This window comes from Nocardia tengchongensis (genome assembly GCF_054781395.1).
The window spans coordinates 295268-321404 of the sequence record NZ_BAAGUM010000001.1; the positions used below are offsets into that span (position 1 = coordinate 295268).

General features: G+C 68.2%; 24 protein-coding genes. 14 read left to right on the forward strand and 10 right to left on the reverse strand.

The window, feature by feature from the left end:
* Positions 1-55 precede the first annotated feature (55 nt).
* From ACYVKL_RS01425 to ACYVKL_RS01435, 3 genes are all read left to right on the forward strand, one after another.
* Positions 56-835: a M50 family metallopeptidase gene (locus tag ACYVKL_RS01425; protein WP_379170357.1), complete on the forward strand. Its 780-nt coding sequence runs from the start codon at positions 56-58 to the stop codon at positions 833-835.
* Positions 836-1006: 171 nt separating this feature from the next.
* Complete coding sequence (locus ACYVKL_RS01430; protein ID WP_379170359.1) at positions 1007-1816, forward strand: SAM-dependent methyltransferase; 810 nt, start codon at positions 1007-1009, stop codon at positions 1814-1816.
* 30 nt (positions 1817-1846) lie between these two features.
* Positions 1847-3118, forward strand: a complete 1272-nt coding sequence (locus tag ACYVKL_RS01435) for a diguanylate cyclase domain-containing protein (protein ID WP_379170361.1) — start codon at positions 1847-1849, stop codon at positions 3116-3118.
* Positions 3119-3190: 72 nt separating this feature from the next.
* On the opposite strand, the gene ACYVKL_RS01440 is transcribed toward ACYVKL_RS01435, so the two are convergent.
* Complete coding sequence (locus ACYVKL_RS01440) at positions 3191-3982, reverse strand: phosphatidylethanolamine N-methyltransferase family domain-containing protein (protein WP_213554922.1); 792 nt, start codon at positions 3980-3982, stop codon at positions 3191-3193.
* 158 nt (positions 3983-4140) lie between these two features.
* Between ACYVKL_RS01440 and ACYVKL_RS01445 the strand changes: the two genes are divergently transcribed.
* Positions 4141-5109: a TY-Chap domain-containing protein gene (locus ACYVKL_RS01445; protein WP_379170363.1), complete on the forward strand. Its 969-nt coding sequence runs from the start codon at positions 4141-4143 to the stop codon at positions 5107-5109.
* A gap of 4 nt (positions 5110-5113) precedes the next feature.
* Here the strand turns inward: ACYVKL_RS01445 and ACYVKL_RS01450 are convergent, their stop codons facing one another.
* On the reverse strand, positions 5114-6532 hold the full coding sequence (locus ACYVKL_RS01450) for a cytochrome P450 (protein ID WP_379170365.1): 1419 nt from the start codon (positions 6530-6532) through the stop codon (positions 5114-5116).
* Positions 6533-6602: 70 nt separating this feature from the next.
* Between ACYVKL_RS01450 and ACYVKL_RS01455 the strand changes: the two genes are divergently transcribed.
* Positions 6603-7268, forward strand: a complete 666-nt coding sequence (locus tag ACYVKL_RS01455) for a TetR/AcrR family transcriptional regulator (protein WP_379170367.1) — start codon at positions 6603-6605, stop codon at positions 7266-7268.
* A gap of 96 nt (positions 7269-7364) precedes the next feature.
* Here the strand turns inward: ACYVKL_RS01455 and ACYVKL_RS01460 are convergent, their stop codons facing one another.
* Both ACYVKL_RS01460 and ACYVKL_RS01465 read right to left on the reverse strand, forming a co-directional pair.
* Positions 7365-8675 (reverse strand): phytoene desaturase family protein, encoded by a 1311-nt coding sequence (locus ACYVKL_RS01460; protein WP_379170369.1) that lies wholly within the window; start codon positions 8673-8675, stop codon positions 7365-7367.
* A gap of 22 nt (positions 8676-8697) precedes the next feature.
* Positions 8698-9561: an SDR family oxidoreductase gene (locus tag ACYVKL_RS01465; RefSeq protein ID WP_379170371.1), complete on the reverse strand. Its 864-nt coding sequence runs from the start codon at positions 9559-9561 to the stop codon at positions 8698-8700.
* Positions 9562-9674: 113 nt separating this feature from the next.
* Between ACYVKL_RS01465 and ACYVKL_RS01470 the strand changes: the two genes are divergently transcribed.
* A complete protein-coding gene (locus ACYVKL_RS01470) occupies positions 9675-10682 on the forward strand; it encodes a 1-aminocyclopropane-1-carboxylate deaminase/D-cysteine desulfhydrase (RefSeq protein ID WP_357201162.1) in 1008 nt (335 codons plus the stop codon).
* An 18-nt stretch (positions 10683-10700) separates the two neighbouring features.
* On the opposite strand, the gene ACYVKL_RS01475 is transcribed toward ACYVKL_RS01470, so the two are convergent.
* Positions 10701-11492 carry an SDR family oxidoreductase gene (locus ACYVKL_RS01475; protein WP_379170373.1) on the reverse strand — a complete coding sequence of 264 codons (792 nt, stop codon included), beginning with the start codon at positions 11490-11492 and terminating at the stop codon, positions 10701-10703.
* A gap of 125 nt (positions 11493-11617) precedes the next feature.
* Here ACYVKL_RS01475 and ACYVKL_RS01480 point away from each other — a divergent pair, with 125 nt between their 5' ends.
* Complete coding sequence (locus ACYVKL_RS01480; RefSeq protein ID WP_379170375.1) at positions 11618-12460, forward strand: NAD-dependent protein deacetylase; 843 nt, start codon at positions 11618-11620, stop codon at positions 12458-12460.
* 37 nt (positions 12461-12497) lie between these two features.
* Here the strand turns inward: ACYVKL_RS01480 and ACYVKL_RS01485 are convergent, their stop codons facing one another.
* Entirely contained in the window at positions 12498-13085 is a 588-nt protein-coding gene (locus tag ACYVKL_RS01485) for a TetR/AcrR family transcriptional regulator (RefSeq protein ID WP_379170377.1), read from the reverse strand.
* A gap of 114 nt (positions 13086-13199) precedes the next feature.
* On the opposite strand from ACYVKL_RS01485, the gene ilvD reads away from it, so the two are divergent.
* A complete protein-coding gene (gene ilvD, locus ACYVKL_RS01490) occupies positions 13200-15053 on the forward strand; it encodes a dihydroxy-acid dehydratase (protein ID WP_379170379.1) in 1854 nt (617 codons plus the stop codon).
* 7 nt (positions 15054-15060) lie between these two features.
* Here ilvD and ACYVKL_RS01495 read toward each other — a convergent pair whose 3' ends face one another.
* The 3 genes from ACYVKL_RS01495 to ACYVKL_RS01505 all read right to left on the reverse strand — a co-directional run bounded on the left by ACYVKL_RS01495 (position 15061) and on the right by ACYVKL_RS01505 (position 18931).
* Positions 15061-17013, reverse strand: coding sequence for an MFS transporter (locus ACYVKL_RS01495; RefSeq protein ID WP_379170380.1), 1953 nt, complete (start codon positions 17011-17013; stop codon positions 15061-15063).
* Between the two features lie 305 nt (positions 17014-17318).
* Complete coding sequence (locus ACYVKL_RS01500; RefSeq protein WP_213554910.1) at positions 17319-17645, reverse strand: hypothetical protein; 327 nt, start codon at positions 17643-17645, stop codon at positions 17319-17321.
* 128 nt (positions 17646-17773) lie between these two features.
* On the reverse strand, positions 17774-18931 hold the full coding sequence (locus tag ACYVKL_RS01505; protein ID WP_379170382.1) for a serine hydrolase domain-containing protein: 1158 nt from the start codon (positions 18929-18931) through the stop codon (positions 17774-17776).
* 175 nt (positions 18932-19106) lie between these two features.
* Here ACYVKL_RS01505 and ACYVKL_RS01510 point away from each other — a divergent pair, with 175 nt between their 5' ends.
* The 3 genes from ACYVKL_RS01510 to ACYVKL_RS01520 are packed head-to-tail and all read left to right on the forward strand — an operon-like array spanning position 19107 to position 21070.
* On the forward strand, positions 19107-19754 hold the full coding sequence (locus ACYVKL_RS01510; protein WP_379170384.1) for a hypothetical protein: 648 nt from the start codon (positions 19107-19109) through the stop codon (positions 19752-19754).
* The gene (locus ACYVKL_RS01515) at positions 19751-20470 is read left to right on the forward strand and encodes an alpha/beta fold hydrolase (RefSeq protein ID WP_379170386.1); all 720 of its coding nucleotides are present in this window, start codon (positions 19751-19753) and stop codon (positions 20468-20470) included. Before ACYVKL_RS01510 ends, ACYVKL_RS01515 begins: the two co-directional genes overlap by 4 nt.
* A 36-nt stretch (positions 20471-20506) precedes the next feature.
* Positions 20507-21070: a DUF1353 domain-containing protein gene (locus ACYVKL_RS01520; protein ID WP_379170388.1), complete on the forward strand. Its 564-nt coding sequence runs from the start codon at positions 20507-20509 to the stop codon at positions 21068-21070.
* Between the two features lie 22 nt (positions 21071-21092).
* Here ACYVKL_RS01520 and ACYVKL_RS01525 read toward each other — a convergent pair whose 3' ends face one another.
* Positions 21093-21686, reverse strand: a complete 594-nt coding sequence (locus ACYVKL_RS01525; protein WP_379170390.1) for a TetR/AcrR family transcriptional regulator — start codon at positions 21684-21686, stop codon at positions 21093-21095.
* Between the two features lie 224 nt (positions 21687-21910).
* Between ACYVKL_RS01525 and ACYVKL_RS01530 the strand changes: the two genes are divergently transcribed.
* The 3 genes from ACYVKL_RS01530 (at position 21911) to ACYVKL_RS01540 (ending at position 26124) form a co-directional block, all read left to right on the forward strand.
* Positions 21911-24121 carry an MMPL family transporter gene (locus ACYVKL_RS01530; protein WP_379170392.1) on the forward strand — a complete coding sequence of 737 codons (2211 nt, stop codon included), beginning with the start codon at positions 21911-21913 and terminating at the stop codon, positions 24119-24121.
* Positions 24122-24217: 96 nt separating this feature from the next.
* Complete coding sequence (locus ACYVKL_RS01535; RefSeq protein WP_379170394.1) at positions 24218-25453, forward strand: sensor histidine kinase; 1236 nt, start codon at positions 24218-24220, stop codon at positions 25451-25453.
* Positions 25450-26124 (forward strand): response regulator, encoded by a 675-nt coding sequence (locus tag ACYVKL_RS01540; RefSeq protein WP_379170396.1) that lies wholly within the window; start codon positions 25450-25452, stop codon positions 26122-26124. The genes ACYVKL_RS01535 and ACYVKL_RS01540 overlap by 4 nt, the downstream gene beginning before the upstream one ends.
* Positions 26125-26137 lie beyond the last annotated feature (13 nt).

Consider the following 26137-nt stretch of genomic DNA (forward strand, 5'->3'; position numbering starts at 1 on the left):
CCTGAGCGGCGCGGGAGCGGTCGTCGGGTGCGCGCCGAATCGGTAGGGTGCGGCGGTGGATACAGCGGAGTTCGTTCAGCGGGGCAGCACGATCGTGGATCGGTTGTCCACGACGCAGGCCGCGCCGCCGTGGCAGCTGGTGGTGGGGACCGGGGTGGTGGCGCTGATTCTGGTGCTGTTCCGGCCGACCTGGCGGATTCTGCGCAACGCGGTGACCATCGCCCACGAGGGCGGGCACGCGTTCACGGCGCTGCTGACCGGGCGGCGGCTCAATGGCATCCGATTGCATTCCGACACTTCGGGTCTCACGGTGTCGAGCGGCAAACCCTATGGGCTCGGCATGATCCTGACCATGGCGGCCGGGTATCCGGCGCCCGCGCTGCTGGGGCTGGGGTACGCCGCGCTGCTGGGCGCGCATCGGATCACCCTGATGCTGTGGCTGACCATCGCGCTGCTGCTGGTGCTGCTGCTGAAGATCCGCAACTGGTACGGCCTGCTGTCGCTGCTGGTGACCGGCGGCGTGGTCTTCGCGGTGTCCTGGTTCGGCACTGACACCACGCAGGCGGCGCTGGCCTATGCGGCGTCCTGGTTCCTGCTGCTGGCCGCGGTGCGCCCGGTGATCGAGTTGCAGCGCAATCGCGCGCACGAGCCGAACTCCGATGCAGACCAGCTGGCTCACCTGACCAGGATTCCCGGGCTGTTGTGGGTGCTCGCTTTCGCCGCGATTGCGCTGTGCTCGCTGGTCCTCGGCGCGCGGTTGCTGCTGGCCGACGTGTCGGGGGTGTGTGTGCCGCCGCTCACGCACAGCACCTGCACGGCGTCAACCGCCGGGTGAGCATTGTCCCACCTCAGGGCGAGAGTGGTATCGCTGCAAGGTTTCTGGTGAACGAGGACTACCATTCGGTTTGCACCGTCCGGGTGATCGGAAACACCGGATTTGCCCGGATCTCGGCCCGCCTCGTTCTGCCGGCGGGCGTTCGACCGTTGCGGCAAGGAGGGTTTGGGGATGGACAGACCGACGTGGGCCCCGGAGGGCGTGGACATGAACCGGCCGAGTCCGGCGCGCATGTACGACGCGCTACTGGGTGGGTCGCACAACTTCGAGGTCGATCGACAGGCCGCGGAAGCGGGCAAGGCGCTGGTCCCGGACCTGCCGCGACTGGCCCTCAGCAATCGGGCCTTCCTGCGCCGCGCGGTGCGGTTCCTGGTGGATCAGGGGGTACGGCAGTTCCTCGACATCGGTTCGGGCATTCCGACCGCGGGCAATGTCCACGAGGTGGCGCAGGCGATCGATCCGGAATGCCGGGTGCTCTACGCCGATATCGACCCGGTGGCCGTGGCGCACGCGCGGGCGATCCTGCGCGACAATGACCGGGCCGCCGCCATCGAGGCGGACCTGCGTGAGCCCGAGGCGCTGCTGGCGCAGGCGCGCGAGACCGGCATTATCGATTTCGATCAACCGGTCGGCATTCTGCTGATCGCGGTCCTGCACCTGATGGGCGACGAGTACGCCCCCGCCGAGAAGGTCGCCGCACTGCACGCCGCCGCGCCCGCCGGCAGTTACGTCGCCATCTCCCACCTCACCTCGGCCACCCGACCCGACGATGCGGCCAAACTGGTGGAGAACTCCCGCGACGTCAGCCGGATCGGGCTGCGATTCCGGACACGCGACGAGATCACCGCACTGTTCGGGGCGTGGCAGTTGATCGAGCCCGGTGTGGTGGAATTGCCGTTGTGGCGGCCCGAATCCGACCGTGACCAGCATGAAACTCCGGGCCGTTCGCTCGGTTTGGCGGGTGTGGGCCGCAAGGTCTGAGCACGAGGCAGGGGCAAAGGGGGTCAGGCGGTGGGAGCACACGAGCTGGCGGTCCGATGGGCCGAGGCGCTCGAGGGCGCGGTCGCGCCGACGCTCACCCGGACACAGGTCGAGCGGCTGCTCGACGGATTCGGTGATCGGCTGATCGCGGCCGTGCAGGGCACCGAGGACATGACGGTGGCCCGCGAGGCCGCCCGCGCACTGGTGGCGGCCAACTATCGGGATCCACTGGCCGTGCACCGCTCGATACTGGTGCTGTGCAAGGACCTGGTCACCGACGCCTGCCCCGACCCCGCCTGCGCGGACTACTGGCCGGTGCGCGACCGCGCCATCGAACTGGCCGCGGAGTTCGCGGCCGAGTTCACCGCCGGACTGCGCAATGCGGCGCTGGCCGAACAGGAGACGACCCTCACCGCGGCGATGACCGCGGCGCGGGAGGCGGACGCTCGCCGACAGCTGTCGGAGGCCCGTTTCCAGGCCATCTTCGAGGGCGCCTCGGTGGGCATCGGCACCGTCGACATCACCACCGGCCAGGTGGTCGACGTCAACAACGCCATGGCCGAGACCCTCGGCGTCCCGGCCGCGCAGATGCCGGGCCGCTCGGTCGCCGAAATCCTCGGCCCGAGCAATATCGGCGAGGCCTTCGGCCTGTTCCAGCGCCTGCTCTCGGGCGAGATCGACCGCTTCCGCTTCGAGACCCAGCACACCAAGCCCGACGGCTCGCACACCATCATCGACCTGTCGATGACCGTGGTCCGCGACAGCGAGGGCGAACCGCGCTTCCTGATCGGCGTCACCGTCGACGTCACCGACCGCAAGGAACTGGCCGACCGGCTCTGGTACGACGCCCACCACGATTCATTGACCGGCCTGCCCAATCGCCTGCTCTTCTTCGACCGGCTCGCGGCCGCCACCGGCCAGGTGGGGGTCTGCTACCTGGATCTGGACGGCTTCAAGGAGGTCAACGACCGCCGCGGCCACACCGCCGGCGATCAGGTGCTGTGCGAGGTGGCGCAGCGGCTGCGCCGGGCGCTGCCGCCGCACGGGGTGGCCGCGCGGCTGGGCGGCGACGAGTTCATCGTCCTGGTCGAAAGCTGCTCGGGCCGCGAGGAGTTGGACACCGTCTCCGATGGCCTGCTGGCCGCGCTGGGCGATCCGTTCGACGTGGCGGGCCTGTCGGTGCGGGTCGGCGCGAGCATCGGCACCGCGCTGGTCGACACCGACTCGACCGCCATCGACGAACTCATGCACGCCGTGGACACCGCCATGTACCGCGACAAGGCGCTGCGGCAGGGCCGCTAGATCACGGCTGCGTCAGGGCCGCTAGATCACGGCTGCGCCAAGGGCCGCTAGATCACGGCTGCGCCAAGGGCGCTAGATCACGAACGGCACCAGGGCCTTTCGGTCCGACGGATAGTCGGAGAACTTCTCGCGGTACCAGGTGTGGGTGGCGAAGGCGCGGGGCACCAGATTGCCGAAGGTGATCAGGAAGATGACCACGCCGGGCAGCGCCCAGGTGAGGATGGCGAATCCGGCCCACGCGACGAGTTCGCCGAGATACGTGGGGCTGGTGACGAATCGGAAGCCCAAACCGAACGGAATCTTGTATTCCGTTGCGCCCGGGTTGTTCTTATCGCGAAGATTGCGAACGATCCACTCGGAACTCGTCAGCAGCGCGAAACCGGTGAGATAGATGACCAATCCGATGATGAACCGCGGGTCGGTCAGCCACTCTGTTCCGTATTGCCCGAAATAGTCGTGACTGAAGAGGGCACCATTGAGGTACCCGTGCATGGCCGTGACGAACATGCCCATGCCGAGCACCGAAATGTTGAAACTGCTGGTCTTGCCGGGCACTTGGCGAATCGAGAGGGGGAAGAACCAGCCGCGGTTGGCGTAGTGCAGGATCCAGATGGCCGCCAGCACCAGGGAAGTCGGCTCGAAGCGGTGCGGCCCGCTCAGGTACGCGACCGCGAAGACCACGGTGGCCGGAATTTCCATCAACCACCAGCCCAGTTTCGGGTTCAGGTTCAGTCCGAGCTTGGCGGTGGCGAATCGGCCGTACGGGCTCTGCTGGAACAGGCCCCCGATCAGCACGAAGGCAGCGAAACCGAAGGCGATCGTCAGGACGGTGTCGTAGACGGTATTACCGGTGTACCAGTTCATTCGTGGCCCTTCAGGTGAAAAACTAGAACAGGTTCTACCACAGCCCGAGTCCATCCGGTACCCACCGGCGGGCACGGACAGTGACCGGCGGGTAGGTTGGCGAGAACCCGGAGGGAGGCAAGGTGGGTTCGCAGGGATGGGATGTGCTGGTCCAATGGATGCCGTTTTTTCTCGAGGAGGACGAGGACGCGGACGAATCCGGACTCGGATGGAACCCGCGGTTCATCCAGGTCCGTGACGAACTCACCGGCCGCCGAGTGCATTTCGCGCAACAGGGCACCGAGATCGAAGTCCTGGTCGCGGTCCCCGAGGACGCCGCCGAGGCGGACCGATTGCTGCGGGTGCTCGGCGAGCAGCCCGACGGCACCTGGGATCCGGTCCCGATGCCATCCGAATCCGATGCCACCGCACCGGATCCGCAGTGGCGGGCCATGCAGCGCGTGCACCAGCAGCCGCGGCTGGCCCGGGAATGGAGCACCGGGTGGCAACGCGGGGAGTCGGTGGATCACCGTCGCGGCGTCGCCGAATCGGTGGTGACCGTGCTGCGCGACGGACTCGACATGGACGGCGACCGGCTGCGCTTCACCACCTGGAGCATGGACGCGCCCGGCACCGGCAGCTACGGCCTGCCCGCCGACCGCCCCAGCGAACGCGACAAGCCCGTGGTGTGCACCGACTGGGCCGATTTCGAGACACGGCTGAGCTGGGCGCTGACCACCCTGCCCTGGGACGGCGTCATCAACCTGAGCACCCCACACCCGGGCCCCGACCCCTGCTTTGTCCAATTCCTGCACGGCAGGCAGCTTTTCAACGAAGCCAGCGGCTGGGACGTGGCCGGACTGGGCGCGGGCGAATTCGACCGGCGCATGCGCGAACTGGGCTGGAGCTTCGCCCCGCACAGCGTGCCGGGCGGGGCGGCGCTGATCTGGGAGGGGCCGCTCGCCAAGGCCGGATTCAACCCGAGCCTGCGAGGCGCGCCGCGGCGCACGGTGGCCACCTTCACCGAGGTGTTCACTGTCGGGCATCCGCAGGACCTGGTGTTCCGCGCCTTCCGCAACGGCCGCCGCCGGGATCCGGAATTGCGTTACCTGGACATCGAACTCGGGATCCCGCGCGACGTGCGATAAACGTTCAGAGGCGACTGAGACGGATCGGCAGCCCGTCCGCGGGGGTGGGGCCGGTACTCGGCACGAGGGGCACCTCGTACCCGTCCGGCACACTCCAGCGATAGTTCAGCAGCATGCGGTGCATGGTCGCCTTGACCGTCATGCTGCCGAAGTACTTGCCGATGCACTTGTGCGCGCCACCGCCGAACGGCGGCCAGGCGAAGCGGTGCGACTTGTCCTCCGCGCGTCCGGGCGCAAAGCGTTCGGGATCGAACACGTCCGGATCGTGCCAGTACTCCGCATTGCGCATCATCGAGTACGGGCCGACCATGATCAGCGCGCCCTTGGGGACGAAGTAGCCCGCGATCTCGGTGTCCTCCAGGGCTTCTCGCACCATCTGACCGACCGGCGCGTACATGCGCAGCGTCTCGCGGAAGGCCATCTCCAGCGCGGGCAACCGGTCCAGGTCGGCGTAGTCGAGCGTGGGCTTGCCCAGCGCCTGTGATTCCGCACGCAACCGTTCCTGCCACCGCGGGTTGCGGCCCAGCTCGTAGGCCAGCATCGAGATGGCCAGGGTGCTGGTGTCGTGGGCGGCCATCATCACGAAGATCATGTGGTCCACGATGTCGGCGTCGGAGAAGGATTCGCCGTCCTCGGTCTCGGCATGGCAGAGCACGCTGAACAGGTCCTCGCCGGCGCCGGCCCGCTTGGCGGGCAGCTCACGCCGGAAATAGTCCTCGAGCACCTTGCGCCCGCGCAGGCCCCGGCTCCAGACGCCGCCGGGCAGGTTGGTGCGGATGATGGCCTGGCCGCCGTGTACGGCGTCCTCGAAGGCGCGGGAGAGCCGGGTGCCCTCGGGGCCCAACTCGGCGCCCGCGAAAACCACCGTCGCCTGTTCCAGCAGCAGTCGTTTGACGTGGTCGTAAAGCCGGAAATCGGGGGCGGGCCGCCAGGAGTCGACGCCCCGCACGATGCGCGGGGTGGTGAGCCCGAGGTAGCCGATCAGGCGCGGGCGGGTGAAGGCCTGCTGCAGGATGCGGCGGTGGTAGGCGTGTTCCTCGAAGTCGCGCAACAGGATTCCGCCGCGGAAGAACGGGCCGATCACGAATTCGTAGCCGCGTTGCGCGGACAGCACGTGCTTGCGGTCGAGCAGGACCTCCTCGGTGGCGGCCGGACTGACGACGCCGACCACCCGCCGCCCGAACACGCCCATCCACTGCACCGGGCCGTAGCGGCGCATGCGGTCGCGGCTGAAGTTCAGCGGATCGGCGAGCGTGTTGAGCAGATACCCGATGCCGGGCGCGCCGTAATCCCCCATCACCGGTTTCAGCCCACTGCCGGGCGGCGGGGTGGCGAGCGGCTGCGGCACGCTGGGATACCGCCCGAGCAGCCCGGCGGCTCGGCCCTGAATTCGATGATTCACCACGGCTTTTCGCACGGCCATACCTCAACGGTAGCGGAAACGCCCGTTTCCGTAAACGGTCGTTTCCCAATTTCTGTGCCAAGCTATGAGGGTGACGCGCGCTTCCAACGGGACCTATCGCGGCACCACCACCGACGAGCGCCGCGAGCAGCGCCGGCGGCGGCTGCTGGACGCGGCTCTCGACATCGTCGGCACGCAGGGGCTGGCCGCGCTCACCGTGCGCGGGGTGTGCGAACTGGCCAAGGTGGGGCCGCGCTTCTTCTACGAATCCTTCACCGACCTGGACGCACTCGCCACCGAACTACTCGACGAGGTGCAGAACGAGGCGCTCGACCAGGCGCGCACCGCCATGACCGAGACCGAGGGCGGGCCGGAGGAGAAGCTGCGCGCGGGAGTCGCCGCGCTCATCATCGGCGTCACCGACGATCCACGGCGCGCCAATATCGCCTTCGCGCAGGCCTACGGCTCCGAACTGCTCATGCGCCGCCGGTTCGAGGGCATGCGCAAGGTGGCCGAGCTGCTCATCGAACAGACCCGCGTCCTGCTCGACATCCCGGAGGGCGAGGACACCGCCCTGACCGCACTGGCACAACTGATCACCGGCGGGGCCGCCGAGCTGATCCTGGTGTGGCTGGACGGCGGCCTGAAGGTGGAGCGGCCGGTCCTGATCGGGATTCTCGCGGATTACGTTGTGGCCATGGTGGATCGGCTGCCCGGGATGCGGTCCCGCCTCCCCGAGCCTTCAGCGCCCAGCTGAGAGCCGCCACCTGTCGCGTATGCGTGCCGGCGGCCAGGCACCGAACCGATTTTGGGGGTACCCCACGAGTTACCCCCATCGGCACGAAATCAGTTGTCACGTTGCGTGACGACCGACCCCGCTGGCCACTATCTCCTCGACGACGATCTTCGCCGTCTCCATGCAGGCGGTGATACCGCCGTTGGCGTACTCCTTGACCGCGTCGCCGACATTCCACAGGTTCGCCAGCGGGGTGTCGTGGGGCAGGTCGTAGCCGGCGACGGCGCGTTGGGGCGGCCAGTCGTCGCGGGTCACCGCGATGGACAGGATGCGGGCCTGTTCGAAGCCCGGGATCTCCTCCCGCAGATCCTGCAGGACCAGTGCGGTTTCGGCCTCGGAGTCGAAGTCGCCGACCGAGGGTTTGGGCACGCCGGTGCCGACGTAGAGATGCCAGCCCTCGGGCGCCATCTCCGGACAGGTCGCGGTGAAATTGGCGACGTAGCACAGCCGCCGGGTGCGGGCGAAGCTGAGCAGCCCGGGCGCGGTGATCAACGGTTCGCGACTGGCGAAGTTGACCGAGATCATGGCGCAGGGCAGATCCCGCTGGAGCACGCTGCCGATGTAGTCGGACGGGAAGTGCTCGGGTCCGACCAGATCCATGGTCGCCGACGGACCGATATCGCTGACCGCGAAAGCGCATGCGACATCCGAGATTTCGCCGTCATGGCTGATCTGTGCGCCGGTGACGCGATCACCCTCGACATACAGCCGCCGTACTTCGCTGTCGAGCCGGACCTCTCCCCCATTGCGTTCCACGACTTCGGCGAGGGCCTTCCAGATGCCGATGGTGCCCTCGGGGCAGAAGCCGAACTTCTTGAACGCGGACTTGCGGGTGAAGTAGGTGAGGAACACCCGCGCGGGCAGCTCCTCGGAGCCGACCGCGAAGATGGAGCCGCACATGTTGCGGAAGATGCCTTGCACCGCATCATTTTTGGTGTAGCGGCGCACCCAGTCGGCGGTGGACAGTTCCCGATCGGGTAATTCACCCTCGGCGCGGGCGGCCCCGATGCCACCGATCAATTGGGCGCCGTGCCGGGTGAGCTGGGAGATGAGCAGTCCCCAGCCACCGCTGGAGACATCCACGTCGCGGCCGTTGATCCGGTAGAGAATCGGCGGATCCGCCGGGCGCACTTCGAATTTCGCCCCGACCTCCTCGAAGGTCTGTTCGGTGATGCCGCCGAGTTCGACGACGACAGCGCCGGTATTGATGGTGAAACCGTCGAGTTCGGCGGTGGAGGCCCGCCCGCCGACTCGGTCGAGACGTTCGGCCACCAGGGTCCGATAGCCCCGGTGCGAGAGCCGGGCGGCCGCGCACAGCCCGCCCGCTCCGGCTCCGACAACCAGTGCGTCCCACGCGTTCTCGCTCATGGCGAGGCTCCTCAGAGCAGGCTCAGCCCGCTGGGTTCACCCCGGGCTGAGCGTCGGACATATCAGTAATACGGGTCCAATTCTCCCGCACCTGATCCACGCTCGGGACCTCACTGAAGAAGACGGGCTTGTTCGCGAACAACTGGGCGCGTTGCACCGAGCCGCCGCCGACCACCAGCACCATGCCGGAATCGGTGCAGTCCTCGCCCATCAGGTGCGCGACGATGGGCGCGACCTGGGCCGGGGGCAGCTTCTCGAGCATGGCCTCCGAGGCGATGTCGGCGGTCATGCGGGTGGCCGCCATGGGCGCGACCGCATTGACGGTGATGTCGTACTTGCGGCCCTCGATGGCGAGGGTGTTCATCATGCCGACCAGGCCCATCTTGGCGGCGCCGTAGTTGGCCTGACCGAAGTTGCCGTACAGACCCGAGGTGGAGGTGGCCATCACGACGCGGCCGAAACCCTGCTCGCGGAAGTGCGGCCAGGCGGCGTGGGTGACGTAGAAGGAGCCGAACAGGTGCACGCGCTGCACGGCCTCGAAGGCCTCGGGGGTCATCTTCACGAAGCTCATGTCGCGCAGGATGCCCGCGTTGTTCACGATGCCGTGCACCGCGCCGAAGCTGTCGATCGCGGTCTGCACGAGCGCCTTCGCGCCCTCTTCGGTGGCGACGCTGTCGTAGTTGGCGACCGCGGTGCCGCCGGCCGCGCGGATCTCCTCGACCACGGCGTCGGCCATATTGTGGCCCGAGCCGGAGCCGTCGCGCGCGCCGCCGAGGTCGTTGACCACGACCAGGGCGCCCTCGCGGGCGAGCAGCAGCGCGTACTCGCGGCCCAGGCCGCCACCGGCTCCGGTGACAATGATGACGCGATCGGTTACACCAGGCATGATTCTCCTTGCCGTATCTAATGAGCTTTTCAGAAGTTAGCAGCCGGTACGGGCCGCCCCTGTGCTGCCCGCCACACTCGTCGAGTAACTGGACAGTCGATAGGGTTGGTGTGATGACGCCGCACCTGCACCGCCTCCACCCCGCATTGGCGCGGACCCTGCCGCACCTGAGCCTCGGCACCAGCCCCACCCCGGTGCGGCGACTGGACGCCCTCGACGCCGTCGACTCCGGTCGCGCCGAGATCTGGCTCAAGGACGACAGCGTCTTCGGCGACGGCGGCTGGGGCGGCAACAAGGTCCGAAAACTGGAATGGCTGCTGCCCGACGCCCTGCGCCTGCGCCGCACCACCATCGTCACCGTGGGCGGACTGGGCACCAACTGGGGGCTGGCCACCGCGCTCTACGGTCGCGAACACGGGCTGAAAACCGTACTGGCACTGCTGGATCAGCCCGAGGACGAGCACGTGCGCGCGCAGCTGGCGCGCCTGCGGGCCTCGGGGGCGGAACTGCACTTCACCCACACCAAGGCCCGCACCATACTGAGCGCGCCCTATCTGCTCGCCCGGAACTTCAGCCGCTTCCGGCCGCCGTACTACCTGCCGCCGGGCGGGTCCTCACCGGTGGGTTCGCTCGGATATGTCGAAGCGGCACTGGAATTGGCCGAACAGGTCCGGGCCGGGGAACTGCCCGAGCCCGGTCACATCGTGATCCCGGTCGGATCCGGCGGAACCGCGGCGGGTCTGTCCCTGGGATTGCGGCTCGCGGGCCTGAAGACCCGGGTGGTGGGTGTGGTCGTCAACGACACACTGCGCCTTGACGAACCGACGCTGACCACCCTGGCGGGCCGCTGCGCCGAACTGCTCCGATCGCGCGGCGCGGCCATCCCCGAAAACATCTCCCCCACCGGCAATCTGGATATCGTCACCGAGTATCTGGGACCGGGCTACGGCTATCCGATGCCGGAAGCCGCTACCGCGCAGGCCCTCTCGGCCGATCGAGAGCACATGACCCTGGAGCCGGTGTACACCGCCAAGGCCATGGCCGCACTGCTGGACATGAACGCGCACGGCCGGTTCGGCGACGGTCCGGTGGTCTACCTCAACACCAACGGACCGCGCTGACACCGGTTTTCGCGTCTTTCACGCGGTGGCCAGCTTGGCGGCCAGGAAGTCCTCCCACGTGCGCTGACCCACGGCGTGATCGGGGGTCAGGTTCGCGCCCGTCGCGTACACCCGGGCCGCCTTGCCCGGGGCTTTCACCGTGAACACCGGGCGGCGACGGCCGGTGGCCGCCAGGTAGCTGCGCTCGAGTTCCTTCATGGTGTAGATGCGCGGTCCGCCGATCTCCTCGACCAGTCCGGCGGGCTCACCCTGCACCAGATCCACCAATCGCGCTGCCACCTCACCGGTTTCGATGGGCTGGAAGCGGAAGTTGAACGCGGGCACCACCGGCATCTTGCCCATCGCCGACACCATGGTGAAGAGCAGATCGTGGAACTGGGTGGCACGCAGCGTGGTCCACGGCAGACCCGAATTCTCGACCACCAGTTCGGCCTCGCGCTTGGAGGCCATGTAGCCCATCACCTGCCGGTCGATCGCGCTCTCCACCGGAACCCGCTCGGCGCCCACCACCGAGATGTAGACCAGATGCGGGAACGCGCCGGCGGCATTGATCGCGTCGACCAGGACGCGAGTCTTCTCGCCGTCGCCCTTGGTCGTGCCCGCCAAGTGCAGCACTGTGTCCGCGCCCGCGACCGCCTCGGCGATTCCCGCGCCGGTCTCCAGGTCTCCGGCAACGAACTCGATGCCGTCCTTCGCCTCGTGCGCGCTGCGGCTGAGTACCCGCACGCCCAGCCCGGCCTGCCGCAGCAGCGGGGTGACCAGGGTGCCCAGGGTGCCCGTGCCGCCGGTGACCAGAACCGTCTTCGCCATGATGACCATCTCCTTCGTCTCGCGCCGCCGCTGCGGTGGCGTCCTGCCTTGATGACGCCGTAGCCTCCGCGGGTGTGACATGAGGTGACCGGCGGCACGTCACGGCCGGGTCGTAGGCTGGCCGCATGCCCGATTCCGGTTCCGCGCAGCAGCTCGATCGGCTGCTGAACCTGGTCGCCGGCCGCCGGGTCGCGGTGCTCACCGGCGCGGGCATCTCCACCGACAGCGGCATCCCCGACTACCGCAGCCCCGGCGCCCCGCCCCGCACACCGATGACCTATCAGCAGTTCGTCGGCGATCCGGCGTTCCGCCAACGGTATTGGGCCCGCAACCACGTCGGCTGGCGGCGCATGGACGCGGCCCGCCCGAATCCGTCCCATCGCGCACTGGCCCGCCTGGAACGCGCGGGCATCGTCACCGGCCTGCTCACCCAGAACGTGGACCTGCTGCATACCAAGGCCGGCCAGCGCCGAGTGATCGACCTGCACGGCGTCTACGCCCGCGTCCGCTGCCTGACCTGCGAAACCCTCACCTCCCGCATGGCCCTGGCCGACCGCCTCGAAGCCGCCAATCCCGGCTTCGCCGAATCGGTTCCGCTCGACGGCCTCGAGGTCGCCCCCGACGCCGATGCGGTCATCGCCGACACCGCCTCCTTCCGCATGGTGGACTGCGATTCCTGCGGCGGCCTCCTCAAACCCGACATCGTCTACTTCGGCGAGTCCGTCCCCAAACCCCGCGTCGCCGCCGCGTTCGACCTGGTCGACGCCGCCGACGCCCTCCTGGTCGTCGGCTCCTCCCTGACGGTCATGTCAGGCCTGCGCTTCGCCCGCCACACCGCCAAATCCGGTCGCCCGGTCATCATCCTCAATCGAGGCCACACCCGCGCCCACGACCTCGCAGCCCTCACCCTCGATACCGGCTGCGCGCCCGTGCTGACCGCGTTGGCAGACAGCCTGGCCCCCAACTGAGTTCGAGGGCGGCACCGCCGGATCGCTCAGTGCGTCGCTAGTCCCGCACTTCCAGTCGTCGCACCAGTCTGACCAGAGCGGCCCGCAGGGCATCTGGGTCGTCGGTGTCCGGGCCCAAGATCATGCGAACCACTTGCGGGGCCGCGAACCACCAGGCGGCCAGGGCGGCGACCGCGTAGAGCAGGTAGCCGGGGGCGACCTCGTCGGGGAGGGTGCCGGCTTGCTGGGCGGCGGCCAGGGCGGCCACCTTGTCCGCGTAGTGCGAGGCGCGGGCCGATTCGGCGGGCAGGCGGCCCTCCTGCGGTTGCAGGCCCTCCCAGTACATGAGGCGCAGGAACTGCGGGTGGGTGCGGTGGAAGTCGAAGACGTGGCCGGCGTATTCGGCCAGGTCGCCGGCGGTGTCGGCGGTCAGCGGGCTGGCGGCGGCGAGTTGTTCGAGCTGGTCGGTGAGCACCGCCTCGAACAGGCCGCGTTTGTCGCCGAAGTACTGGTAGATGCGTTCCTTGTTGATGCCGGCGCGGGTCGCGATGGCGTTCACCCGGGCGCCGTCGGGTCCGCGTTCGGCGAACTCGAGCACCGCCGCCTCGAGCAGCAGTCGTCTGGTTCTCTCGGTGTCCCACGCCATGTGGTCCATCCAACCATTTCCAACCGCATGGTTGCGTTCGGGCTCGCAGTCGTGGCAAACTCCAACCACACGGTTGCAACCATCTGGTTGCAGATTCAAAAGGAGGTGAGCGTCGTGCCCGAGTTGCGCTCCCGCACGGTCACGCACGGACGGAACATGGCCGGGGCCCGCGCCCTCATGCGGGCCAGCGGCGTTCCCTCGGCCGATATCGGCCGCAAGCCGGTCGTCGCGATCGCCAACAGCTTCACCGAGTTCGTGCCCGGCCACACCCACCTCCAGCCGGTCGGCCGCATGGTGTCCGAGGCGGTGCGGGCGGCGGGCGGCATCCCGCGCGAGTTCAACACCATCGCCGTCGACGACGGCATCGCCATGGGGCACAGCGGAATGCTGTATTCACTGCCCTCGCGGGACCTGATCGCGGATTCGATCGAGTACATGGTGAACGCGCACTGCGCCGACGCGCTGGTGTGCATCTCCAACTGCGACAAGATCACCCCGGGCATGCTGATGGCCGCGCTGCGGCTGAACATCCCGACGGTGTTCGTCTCCGGCGGGCCCATGGAGGGCGGCAACGCGGTGCTGGTCGACGGCACCGTGCGCAGCCGCCTGGACCTCATCACCACCATGGCCGACGCGGTCTCCCCCGACGTCTCCGACGCCGACCTCGCGCTCATCGAGGAGAACGCCTGCCCCACCTGCGGCTCCTGCGCCGGCATGTTCACCGCCAATTCGATGAACTGCCTGACCGAGGCACTGGGCCTGGCCCTGCCCGGCAACGGCACCACCCTGGCGACCCACACCGCCCGCGCCGAGCTGTACCGCGATGCCGGGCGCACGGTGATGGACCTGGCCCGCCGTTACTACGACGAGGACGACGCGGGGGTGCTGCCCCGGAACATCGCCTCCCGCAACGCCTTCGACAACGCCATGGCCCTCGATCTGGCCATGGGCGGATCCACCAACACCGTCCTGCACCTGCTGGCTGCCGCGCACGAGGCGGGACTGGACTACACGCTCACCGATATCGAAAAGATGTCGTTGCAAGTGCCGTGCCTGTGCAAGGTGGCCCCCAACGGCGAATACCTGATGGAGGACGTGCACCGCGCGGGCGGCATCCCCGCGCTGCTGGGCGAGCTGGACCGGGCGGGGCTGCTGCATCGCGATGTGCGTGCGGTGCACGCGGATTCGCTCGGCGCGTGGCTGAACGACTGGGACGTGCGCGGGGCCCAGCCCACCGCGGCGGCGCTCGATCTCTTCCACGCCGCACCGGGCGGCAAGCGGTCCGCCACCGCCTTCTCCCAGTCCGAGCGGTGGCATTCGCTGGATGTCGACGCGGCGCAGGGGTGTATCCACGATGTGGCGCACGCCTTCTCCCGCGACGGCGGGCTGGCGGTGTTGCGCGGCAACCTGTCCCCCGACGGCGCGGTGGTGAAGTCGGCGGGCGTGGCCGCGCACATGCACACCTTCACCGGTCCCGCCCTGGTGGTGGAGTCGCAGGAGGATGCCGTCGAGGCGATCCTGTCGGGCCGGATCAAGTCCGGTGACGTGCTCGTCATCCGCTACGAGGGTCCCAGCGGCGGGCCGGGCATGCAGGAGATGCTGTATCCGACTTCGTATCTGAAGGGCCTGGGCCTGGCCGGGGAATGCGCGCTGATCACCGACGGGCGCTTCTCGGGCGGTTCCTCGGGCTGCTCGGTGGGCCACATCTCCCCCGAGGCCGCGGCGGGTGGCCCGCTGGCGCTGGTCGCCGACGGCGACTCGATCACCATCGACATCCCGACCCGAAGCCTCACCGTGCACGTGGACGACGCCGAATTGGCCGCGCGCCGAGCCGCATTGGAGGCGGGCGGCGGCTACCGGCCGCACCACCGCGACCGGACCGTGTCGCCCGCACTCAAAACCTATGCGCTGCTGGCCACCTCGGCCGACCGGGGAGCAGTGCGCGACACCTCGATGCTCCCCGGCTGAGGACCGGCTACTGCGGCAGGCTCGCCAGTTCGCGCTGGACGGCCGCGTCGTGTTCGGCGGCCTCCTCGGCGGCCTTCTTCGGGCTCCAGTGTCCGGCCATGATGAACACGAACGGAATGAAGCAGATCTGGGCGATCAGGCAGATCCACCACCAGCGCTTCCACTGCTTGGGTGAATCGGCCTGGGCCTGCTGGACTTCCTTGCCGTGGTCGGACAGGTAGGCCAGGTCGTCGGCCGGGATCGCGCTCACGGCCTTGAGTTTGGCGCTCGCGGCGGTCAGGGCCGGGCCGGTCTGGGAGGCGACCGCCAACTGGTCGACGGGCACCTTCCCGGCGGCGGCGATCCGCGCGACGGCCTGATCCGGTGGGATGGAGAACTTCTGGGCCACCTGGCCGACGGCGGTTGCCTGCGCCGCGGTGTCGGCGGGGTCGGTCAGCAGTTTGATCAGGACCTTCTGGTCGATGGCCTGAAGGGTGGCCAGCTCCTGCGGATACTTGGCGTTGAGCTCGACGGTGGTCTTGATGTCCGCGGGCGCGTCACCGGTCAGCTTCACCAGCGCCGCCACCTGCGCCGAGACGTCGTTCGGATCCTTGCCCAGGGCGGTGAGCGTATCGGCGCCCACGGTCTGGATCGTGGTGATCTCGTCGTGGTACTTGGCGTTGATGGTTTGCAGTCGCGGACCGTAGTTCACCAGCGTGCCGGCCGCGGTGACCACGAACAGCAAGCCCAGCAGCACGAAGGTCACCACGGTGCGCAGCACGCCGCCCCACACCGCGAGCCCGACCGCCGTGGCCGCCGGATTCCGCTTCTCCACGGTTTCGGTGAAACTGGCCATCCAGGTGGAGTAGGCGATGCCGGTGCCGACCGCGGTGAAGCTCATGACGACCGCGAAGGTGTAGTAGTCGGTGCCGGGTCTGTCGGTGTAGCCGAGGAAGACGAAGGTGCCGATGACGCTGATGATCGCGCCGAAGATCATGAACGGCTTGCGGACCTTCATCTTGTCCGACACGATGCCGGTCGTCACCAGGGCGAAGGCGGTCGCGATCCAGTACCAGTTGCCCAGGGCGTTGGCCTGGGCGGCGGTGAACCCGAAGTTGGTGGCCATGTAGACCGGCAGGAACGAGACGATGGTGTAGAAGAACGCCAGGAAGATCGAAATGCCCAGCGCCGAGCCGACGACGTCGAGGTGCATCATCTGTTTCCACTGATTGCGCTCCAGCGCCTCGACATCCAGTCCGCGCGCCCGCGCCTCGATCAGCGCCTTGTCCCGCAGCGACACCATGATCTGGTCCCGCAGCCGGGGGCTCAGCTCGCGCAGCCCGACCAGGCCGATCAGGGAGATCGCCAAGCAGATGACCCCGGCCAGACGGTAGTGGTACTGCCAGTCCGGGTGCGCGTCGAGGGTGTGCGTGGAGATCTCGGTGGTGACCAGTGCGCCCAGTACCGGCCCCAGGGTCCAGAAACCCATCGCGGAGGCCCGATCCAGCTGAGGTGAGAAGTCACGCACCAGCGCCGGCGTGGCCACCAGCACCGCGCCCTCGACGATGCTGATGACGCAGTAGACGGCCAGGAACGATTCTTTGTTCGTGCACTGCGGTTGCGCGAAGAGCGTGAGCAGCGAGGTGAGCACGGTGCCGTAGGCGACGATATTGGCACGCCCCCACCGGTCCAGCACCCCGGTCACGACCGAGGCAACGGCGCCGAAGGCCGCGCCGATGATGAAGATTCCGACGAAGTATCGGAAGGTCAGGTGGAAGTCGGCGATCAGCTGGTTGCCGACGGCTCCGGACACGAACAGCTGATAGTACAGCGCGACGGACACCGTCACGACGAGGAAGAGATACCAGGAGCGGGCGGGGGTTTCCGGATAGTGCGGCAGCTTGCGCTGCCAGAGTCCGGTGACCAGCGTCGGCGGGGGGAATTCCGCGGCCGGAGGTGCAGCGGTCGGGGTACTACTCATGTTCGAGACGCCTTTCTCTCCACGGCCTTTCGCGCAGCCAGCGGGCCCTTGAAACGCGGCGCGAGCAACCGGGGTGACAACAGGGTAGCGGCCATGAGTGATTTGAATCACTGTTATCGAACTCCGCGCCCGCGATCGGCCCCCGGACCGTTGCCGGACCCCGGTGCGCGGGCGCGGGCTCGGCGGTCCGAACCCCTGCCCGGCGGCGGGTTCCGGGCCCGCGCATCGGGCGCCGATTCGAGCTTTCCCGGACACAGCAAAAGACCCCGGGAACGCCGTGGCGTTCCCGGGGTCTTTTCACGCGGTCAGGGATAGGCCTGAATTACCTCGACGCCGACCATCGCGTTATACGAGTCGCAACTGGCCCACGACTGGTTCTGCCCGTACTCCATGGGACCGTACTTCCAGTAGGTGAACGGCACCGGCCATGCGACGCAGGTCAGCTTCACCTGATGCCAGGTCGGCAATTCACAATTGGACATTCCGCCGGTATTGAAGATGTTGTACAGGTGGCAGTTGGCCTGCCACACGGGCACATCATCGGCCGAGGCCGTTCCACTGCCGGCGAGCACGAGACCCGCGGCCGCACTGGCAACGACGGCACTGGCAGCAAGCCGCTTCGCAGAGAGCATTCCGACCTCCTGAATTGGTGTTGTCTTCAAGCAAATCGCATACGCCTGCTACTTGTTACGAGAACAAAAGAATTGAATATTGCGGAGGAAGTTCCTCCATTCGGAATTACGCACGGCACCTGATGCATTCAGCGCGGGAGCGGGGGCGGACGATCGGGCACCAGGAGGGTGGCGATCGCTTCGCCGATGGGGACGGCGTTGTTCTTCTCCGCGGCCGCGGTCGGGCCGAGGGTCGCGTAGACGACCACGGTGGTGGCGGTCTCGGTGTCGTAGAAGGCGACTCCGTTGTAGCCGCCGTAGGCCGGGTTCATGAAGAGCCAGTCGGACAGGTGCGGGATACCGAAGGCGAAGTACTTCTCGGTGGTGAGCGGACCGAGGCCGGCGGTCGAGGGGGCCATCATCTGCTGGAATTGACCGGCGGAGAGCAGTTCCCCCTTGCCGACGGCACGGACCCAGCGGCCGACATCGACGAGGGTAGAATTCATGTTGCCGCTGTGCAGGAATGCGGTCGGATTCCAGAAAGTGGCGTCCTCGAAGACCTTTCGTTCATCGGTGTAACCGTGCAGGATCGGTTCGTCGATCCGAGCGGTCAGCACCACCGCACTCCTCGACATACCGAGCGGGTCCAGAATGTACTGGGAGATCAAGTCGCCCAATGGTTTACCCGATGCCTTCTGCAGAACTTCACCCAGTACGACCAGATCACTGTGGGCGTAGGCGAAACTGGTTCCCGGGTCGAACAGCGGCGGGCGGGCATTGGCCAGGTCCAGCAACTCCTGTGCCGTCCAGGTGTGGAATGGGTTGTCGCCGAATCGTTTCAGGAATTCCGGGTCGGTGACATAGTCCGCTGTTCCGGAGGTGCTGTCGGCGAGCATGCGTGCGGTGATGCGGTCGGCGCGTGGGAAGTTCGGCAGCCAGCGGGCGATCGGCTCGTCCATTTTCAGCACACCGGAGTCGTCGAGCCGCCACAGCACGGTGGACAGCATCGGTTCCATCGGCTGACCCACTCGCAGTCGCATATCGGCGGTCGCCGGGACGCCCAGTGGCGAGTCGCCCACCGCGCCGGTGACGACTTCCCGGTTGTCACGCCAGACGCCGTACACCGCCGCGGTGAGATCGAGTTCGGCCAGTTTCGCGCGCACGATCTCGGTGATCCGGGCGGCTTCCAGGGAAGGGACCCTGGATGGGCTCGAACCGCTGTCCCGATTCGCCCCGCACGCGCTGACGACCATGGTGAGCGCGACTGCCAGGGCCGCGCCGACGCGCCATCGAGCGGACACACTCATCATCGGGCCCCTTCGTCGATGAAAACGGCCTGAGCAGCGTTGATCAGAATGTACGCCGGTAGCTGAACCATAACCACGACCGGCGTGAAAAAGGCGTAGCGGAACCGGGCATCGGACTTGTACCTTCAAGTCCGCGGTCGACAGACCGCCGACTGATTCAGACCCGGGGGGGTTCATGACAGACACCTTGTTCGCCGACGTGTCCACTTTTCAGGCACCGGTCGACGACGACTATCCCTACGAAGTCCTGTCGTTCCGCAGCAACGACGGCACCTACCGCGACGATCGGTTCGCGGACAACTATCGATGGGCCACCGCCGCAGCCGATTCCGGCCGGCTGGCGTGCTTCATCGTCTACTTCTACTGGCGTCCCAACTGGCAGGAAGCCGCGCAGACCTGCATCGACCTGGTGAGCGAGGCGGGCGGCCCGCATCCGCGCATGATCGTGATGCTCGATGTCGAGCAGGGCGGCAATCCGGCCGGCGACCAATCCGACGGGGTGAATCACGCCTACTGGGCCGTCGCCGACTGGCTGGGTGATCCGCGCCGGGTCATCGGTTACGCCAACGCGGCCGACTTCGCGACCATGTGGCCCACCCGGCCCGACGGCCTGCGCGTGGTCGCGGCGGGATACGGCCGGGATCCGCAGCTGCCGGGTCAGGTCGCACACCAGTACACCGACGGGCGCGGCTGGGGCGGAGGGCTGCCCGAGGGTTGCCCGCCGTTCGGACCCTGCGACATGAACAGCGCCGACGGCCTGTCCGCCGACGAGTTCGCCGCCGCCTGCGGCATCGTCACCGCGCGCACCGGAGTCCGGTCATGATCGACGTTCTGATGATGCCGGGCACCTTCTGCCCGCACGGCGGCGACAACATCAGCGAGGAGTTCCTGCGCGACCTCGACCCCGCGCGGTTCACCACCCGCATCGTCGACTATCCGGCCGAATACGGCAGCCCCGGCACCTACGCCGACAGCCGCGCGGCGGGCCGCGAAGCCCTGCTCGGCGCGATCGGTGCGAGCCCGAATCCGGTGCTGCTGGGCGGGTATTCGCAGGGCGCGCAGATCGCGGGTGATGTCGCCGCTGAGATCTCGGCCGGACGGCATCCGGAGCTGGAGGTGCGCGGTGTGGCGTTGATCGCCGATCCGTCCCGCCCGCACGGTCGCTGCGTCGGCGCCGACCCGGGCGGCTGGGGCATCTCCGGGGAACGCGACACCGGCCTGCCCACCTGGTGGGCCGCCGCCCCCGGCGACCCGATCACCGCGCTCCCGGCGGGAAACCCCTTGCGCAGCTTGGCGGATATGACCGAGTTCTATTCGCTGAGTTCGCCCGAGGCGGTCGCGCACTGGGCCCAGACCATGCTCGACACGGCCCTGAGCCGCAGCCTGCAACCGTGGTGGACCCTCGACCACTGGCAGGACTGGGGTGGCGCCGCGGCCTGGATGAAGGGCTATCTCACCGACGGCCGGCACACCACCGCCTACCTGGCCGAGGGCCACTGCAAGGCCCTCGCCGACGCCGTGAACCAGGAGCTGTCCTGATGACCGGCCGAACCGAGCTCCGCACAGGAGGATTCGATGCCGTTCCTCGGTGAACAAGCCGTCGTCGTCGAGGAGGTCGACGCGGTCCGGTGGCAGCTGCAGGCACCCCTGACCTACCGGGCGGCCACCGACGTCTTCCACGTCCCGGTCGGCTTCCTCACCGACTTCGCCTCGGTCCCACGGCCTTTGATCTGGCTGATCCCCCGCTACGGCGCCTACACTCGCGCCGCGATCGTCCACGACTACCTGTGCGAGCACGCCCCGGTCGGCCGATCCGACGCCGACGGCATCTTCCGCCGCATGCTCCGCGAGTGCGGCGTCTCCGCGCCCCAGCGCTGGATGATGTGGGCCGCCGTGCGTTTCGGCGGCCGCATGTCCGGCGCGGGCCTCCGCGAATGGCTGCTGTTCCTGTTGATCGCATTGCCGGCCGTACTGTTCCTGGCGGTCCCATTCCTCATCGACAGCCTGTTCCTGCTGTTGTTCCGGGTGTGCACGGAACTACCGGCGGACATCCCGGTAGAGATCCAGCGGGAACAGGGCGCGGTCCTTCGACTCGAGGCGCGGGGTGAGGCAGCGGTCGAGCGGGTCGCACACCGCTGAAGAGCGTGTACGGCCGGCCCGGCTATTGCGTTGCGACTCTTCCCGATGCGGGGAGAGTGACGCGGACGACGGCACGGACGGTTTCGGCGATGACCTCCGCGGAGGACGCATCGAACTTGCCGTCGAGATGCAGGAAGGCCAGGCCGTGTACGAGCGACCAGGTCGCTTTCGCCCCGGCGTCGGCGTCCACGTCGGGGAATGCCTGGTGGACAATGCTTTTCAGGTAGTCGGTGATCGCGTCCACGGCGGCCACCCGATCGGGGCTGCCGGAATCGCAGGGCTCGACGAACATCGCCCGGAACAACCCGGGCCGCTGCAGGGCGAACTGAACGTAGGCGATCGCGATGTCGGCGAAGTCGTCAGCGGTCTTCGGGTCGGGGTTCGCGGCCGCCAGGTGCTGGGCGAGTTCGCGGTAGCCGACGGCGGCGACCGCGGACAGCAGGGCCTGGCGGTCGGCGAAATGCCGGTAGGGCGCGGCGGTGGAGACGTCGGCACGGCGGGCCACCGCGCGCAGCGAAAGCTCGCTCGAGCCGCCTTCCTCCAGCAGTTCGATGGCCGCACGAACGAGGGCGGCGGGCAGGTCGCCGTGGTGGTACGCGCTCGTCGTGGGTCGCATCACTCCAACCTAACAAGTGTTGACACCGTTTACATCGATCCTGACGTCAGCGTCACACACATCATGTGAGCATGTCGGAGCCGGTGACGTCGGGGGGCACCTGGGACCCGGCCGAGGTGCTGCGGATCGAGTACCAGGAGCGTGCGGGTACTGCGTTCGCAGTACGCGAGACGGCCTTCACCGGGACGATGCCGACTACAGAGCCGTCGAACGAGCATGGCCCTATGGCGAAACTCCTGTACCGGGTCGGCCGGTTCGCGTTCGAGAAGCGGCGGCTCGTCGTGCTGCTCTGGGTGGGTCTGCTGGCCGCGCTGGCGATCGGGGCCGCCAGTGCGCCGCCGGCGCCGCCGGACACCTTCTCGATTCCGGGGACCGAGTCCCAGCAGGCGTTCGACCTGCTCGAGCAGCGCTTCCCGGGCACCAAATCCGATGGGGCGCAAGCCCGGATCGTGTTCGTCGCGCCCGAGGGACAGCAGATCGGTTCCGACGCCAACAAGGCGGTGGTGGAGCGGATCGTCGCCGACGTCTCGAGTGGCGCGCAGGTGAAGGGCGTGCTCGACCCGTTCCAGACGGGGGCGGTCAGCAAGAACGGCAGCACCGCGTACGCGACCGTGAGTTACGGCGCCACCAGTGACAATCTCACCGATGCGACGAAGACGGCGCTGACCGACGCGATGGACACCGGTGAGTCGGCCGGGGTCACGGTGGAGATCGGCGGGTCCGCGCTGCAGGCCAAGCCGGAAATGGCCGGGGCGACCGAGGCCATCGGCATCGCCATCGCCGCCATCGTGCTGATGATCACCTTCGGGGCGTTCGCGGCGGCCGGCTTGCCGCTGATCACCGCGCTGATCGGGATCGGTGTCGGCATCGCCGCGATCGTGGCGATCGGGATGTCCACCACCACGACGACGCTCGCCATGATGCTCGGGCTCGCGGTCGGCATCGACTACGCGCTGTTCATCGTGTCGCGCTACCGCACCGAACGCGCCGAAGGCTACAGCGCGGCCGAAGCCGCCGGGCGGGCCGTCGGAACCGCCGGATCCGCGGTGGTTTTCGCGGGACTCACCGTGGTGATCGCACTGGCCGGACTGGCCGTGGTCGGTATTCCCGCCCTCACCAAGATGGGGTTGGCCGCGGCGGGCACCGTCGCCGTCGCGGTGACCATCGCACTGACCTTGCTGCCCGCGCTGCTCGGGTTCTTCCAGAATGCGGTGCTGCCCAAGGCTTCCCGCACGGCGCGGGACGGTCGGGACAACCCGCCCGCCGACCGGGTTCCGTCCGGCAAGCCCGGCATGGGCACGCGCTGGGCCCGGTTCGTCGTCCGTCGCCCGGTGGCGGTGCTGGTGATCGGCCTGGTCGGTATGGGTGCGCTCGCGCTGCCGATGACCAGCCTCGAACTCGGTATGCCCGGTGACGAGACACAGCCGACGTCGACGACGCAGCGCCGCGCCTACGACGCGCTCGCCGAGGGCTTCGGTCCCGGCTTCAACGGGCCGCTGACCGTCGCACTCGATGTCAAGGGCGTCAGCGATCCGCGGGCCGCGGTGGAACAAGCGACCAGCACCCTGGCCGCGACCGAGGGCGTCGTGTCGGTGTCGCCCGCGATGTTCAATCAGGCCGGGGACGCGGCCATGGTCACCGTGGTGCCCGCGACCGGTCCCTCGACCACCGCGACCAAGGATCTCGTGCACACCCTGCGCGGCGAGGCGAGCGATCTGAAGACGGCGACCGGCGCGACCATGCTGGTCACGGGTGCGACCGCGATGAATATCGATGTCTCGCAGAAGATGGCCGACGCGCTGCTGCCGTATCTGGCGGTGGTGGTCGGGCTCGCGATTCTGCTGCTGATGGTCGTGTTCCGGTCGATCGCCGTGCCGATCAAGGCGGCCCTCGGATTCCTGCTGTCGGTGGGCGCGGCCTTCGGTGTGATCGTCGCGGTCTTCCAGTGGGGTTGGCTGGCCGACCTGATCGGAGTCCACCAGACCGGTCCGGTGATGAGCATGATGCCGATCTTCCTGATCGGCGTGGTGTTCGGCCTCGCCATGGACTACGAGGTCTTCCTGGTCACCCGGATGCGGGAGGCGTTCGCGCACGGCGAGACCGCGCACGAGGCCATCGTCACCGGGTTCCGGCACAGCGGCCGGGTGGTGGTGGCCGCGGCCGCCATCATGATCGCGGTGTTCGCCGGATTCATCGGCGGCGGTGAACCGATGATCAAGATGATGGGTCTCGGGCTCGCCGCGGCGGTCTTCTTCGACGCGTTCATCGTTCGCATGACGCTGGTGCCGGCGGTGCTCGCGTTGCTCGGCGACAAGGCGTGGTGGCTGCCGGGGTGGCTGGCGCGGATCCTGCCGAACGTGGACGTGGAGGGTGAGAGCTTGAACCGTCACGAGGCCGTGGAACCGGAGCGGGAGCTCGAATCCGTGCGCGCCTGATCGACGACAGGCATCGGTAGGCCGTCCCGGTTGGGCGGCCTACCGGTCACTTCGGGACCGGCCGATTAGTGTTCTCGACGAGGAGAAGGAGTGCGGATGACCGCCGAATGGTCGCAGTGGCCGCGCCGGCACAGCCGGGTGGTCGATGTGGTCGTGGCGATTCTGCTGTGCGCGCTCGCCACCTACGCGAGCCGGTTCATCGATCACGGCAACGGGCAGGGCCCGGTGGTGGTGCGGCCGTGGTCGCCCGGGGTGTTCGCGTTGTCGGCGACTGCCTCGCTGGCGTTGTTGTGGCGCCGGGAGTTTCCGCGGGCGGTGCTGGCGATCACGACGGCCTGCGGTATCGCGATCGGCGCCTTGGGTTTCGAGGTGTCGGTGTTCACGGCGGGCGCGGCGTTCGTCGCGATGTACTCGCTGGGACTGTGGTACCCCGACGCCCGCACGGCCAAGCTAGCGCCGATCGTCGCGGGTGGTGCGCTGTTGATCACCTCGCTCGTGCACGACTTCAATCCACTGCTGACCGGGGGACGTATCACGCTGGTCGCCGGGGACCTGCTGGCCGGTGCTTTCGCCGAGGCCGGGCGCAACCGGCGCAACTATCTGGCCGCCTTGCACGCACGCGCGGAACTGGCCGAACGGACCCGTGAGGAGGAGGCGCGGCAGCGGGTCGGCGAGGAGCGGGTCCGGATCGCGCGGGAACTCCACGACATCGTGGCGCATCACATGGCGTTGGCGCACGCTCAAGCTTCCACCGCCGCGTACCTGCTGCGGAGCCAGCCCGATCAGGCGCAGGGGATGCTCGACGAGCTGGCGGGCACGACCTCCGCGGCGTTGCGTGAACTCAAGGCGACGGTGGGGCTGCTGCGCGAGGACGATTCCGACGCCCCGCTCGAGCCGACGCCCGGCCTGGCTCAACTCTCGGAGCTGCTCACTTCTTTCGAGCGGACCGGCTTGACCCTGTCGCTGTCGATCACCGGGGTGCCGCGCCCGCTCTCCCCGGGCGCTGATCTGACGGCGTACCGGATCATCCAGGAGGCGCTCACCAATGTCACCAAGCATGCGAGCACCGCGACCGCGAATGTGCGACTGGTCTATTCGCGTCTGCTGCTGACCATCAGCATCAGCGACGACGGCGGCGACGCTTCCGATACTGTTCGCGGCGAACAGGATTCGGCCGGGCAAGGGTACGGCCTGATCGGCATGAACGAGCGCGCCGTCTCCGTCGGCGGTCACCTGCGCGCCGGCCGCAAGCCCGGCGGCGGTTTCGAAGTCACCACCGAACTCCCCCTCGAACCCCCGCAATCCCCCGACGACGAGGACAGGACGCCATGACCATCCGGGTACTGCTCGCCGACGATCAAGCGCTGCTGGCCGGCACCTTCCGGCTCCTGATCGATTCGGCCGAGGACATGGAGGTGGTCGGCATCGCCGGAAACGGCCGGGAAGCAGTCGAACTGGCGCAGGCCACCGCACCCGACGTGGTGGTCATGGACATCCGCATGCCCGGCGTCGACGGCCTGACCGCCACCCAGGAGATCTGCGCCGATCCCGCACTCCGCGAGACCCGAGTCATGATCCTCACCACCTTCGAACTGGATGAGTATGTGGCCCAGGCGCTGCGCGCCGGAGCCAGCGGCTTCCTCGGCAAGGACGTAGGCCCCGAAGAACTACTCCGCTCCATCCGCGCGGTAGCCGCCGGCGACGCCCTGCTCTCCCCCACCGCCACCCGCACCTTGATCGCCCGCTACCTCTCCCGCCCCGAAAGCCGCATCAGCGCCGCCGATTCCCTCGAAGTCCTCACCGCCCGCGAACGCGAGGTCGTCGCCATGGTCGCCGAAGGCCTCTCCAACGAGGAAATCGCCGAAAAAATGTACGTCAGCCCCCTGACCATCCGCACCCACGTCCAACGAGCCATGTCCAAACTAGGCGTCCAAAACCGAGCCCAACTCGTCGTCCTCGCCTTCCAATCCGGCCTGGTCCGCGTCGAACCACCCCGCCCCTGACCGATCACGCGGA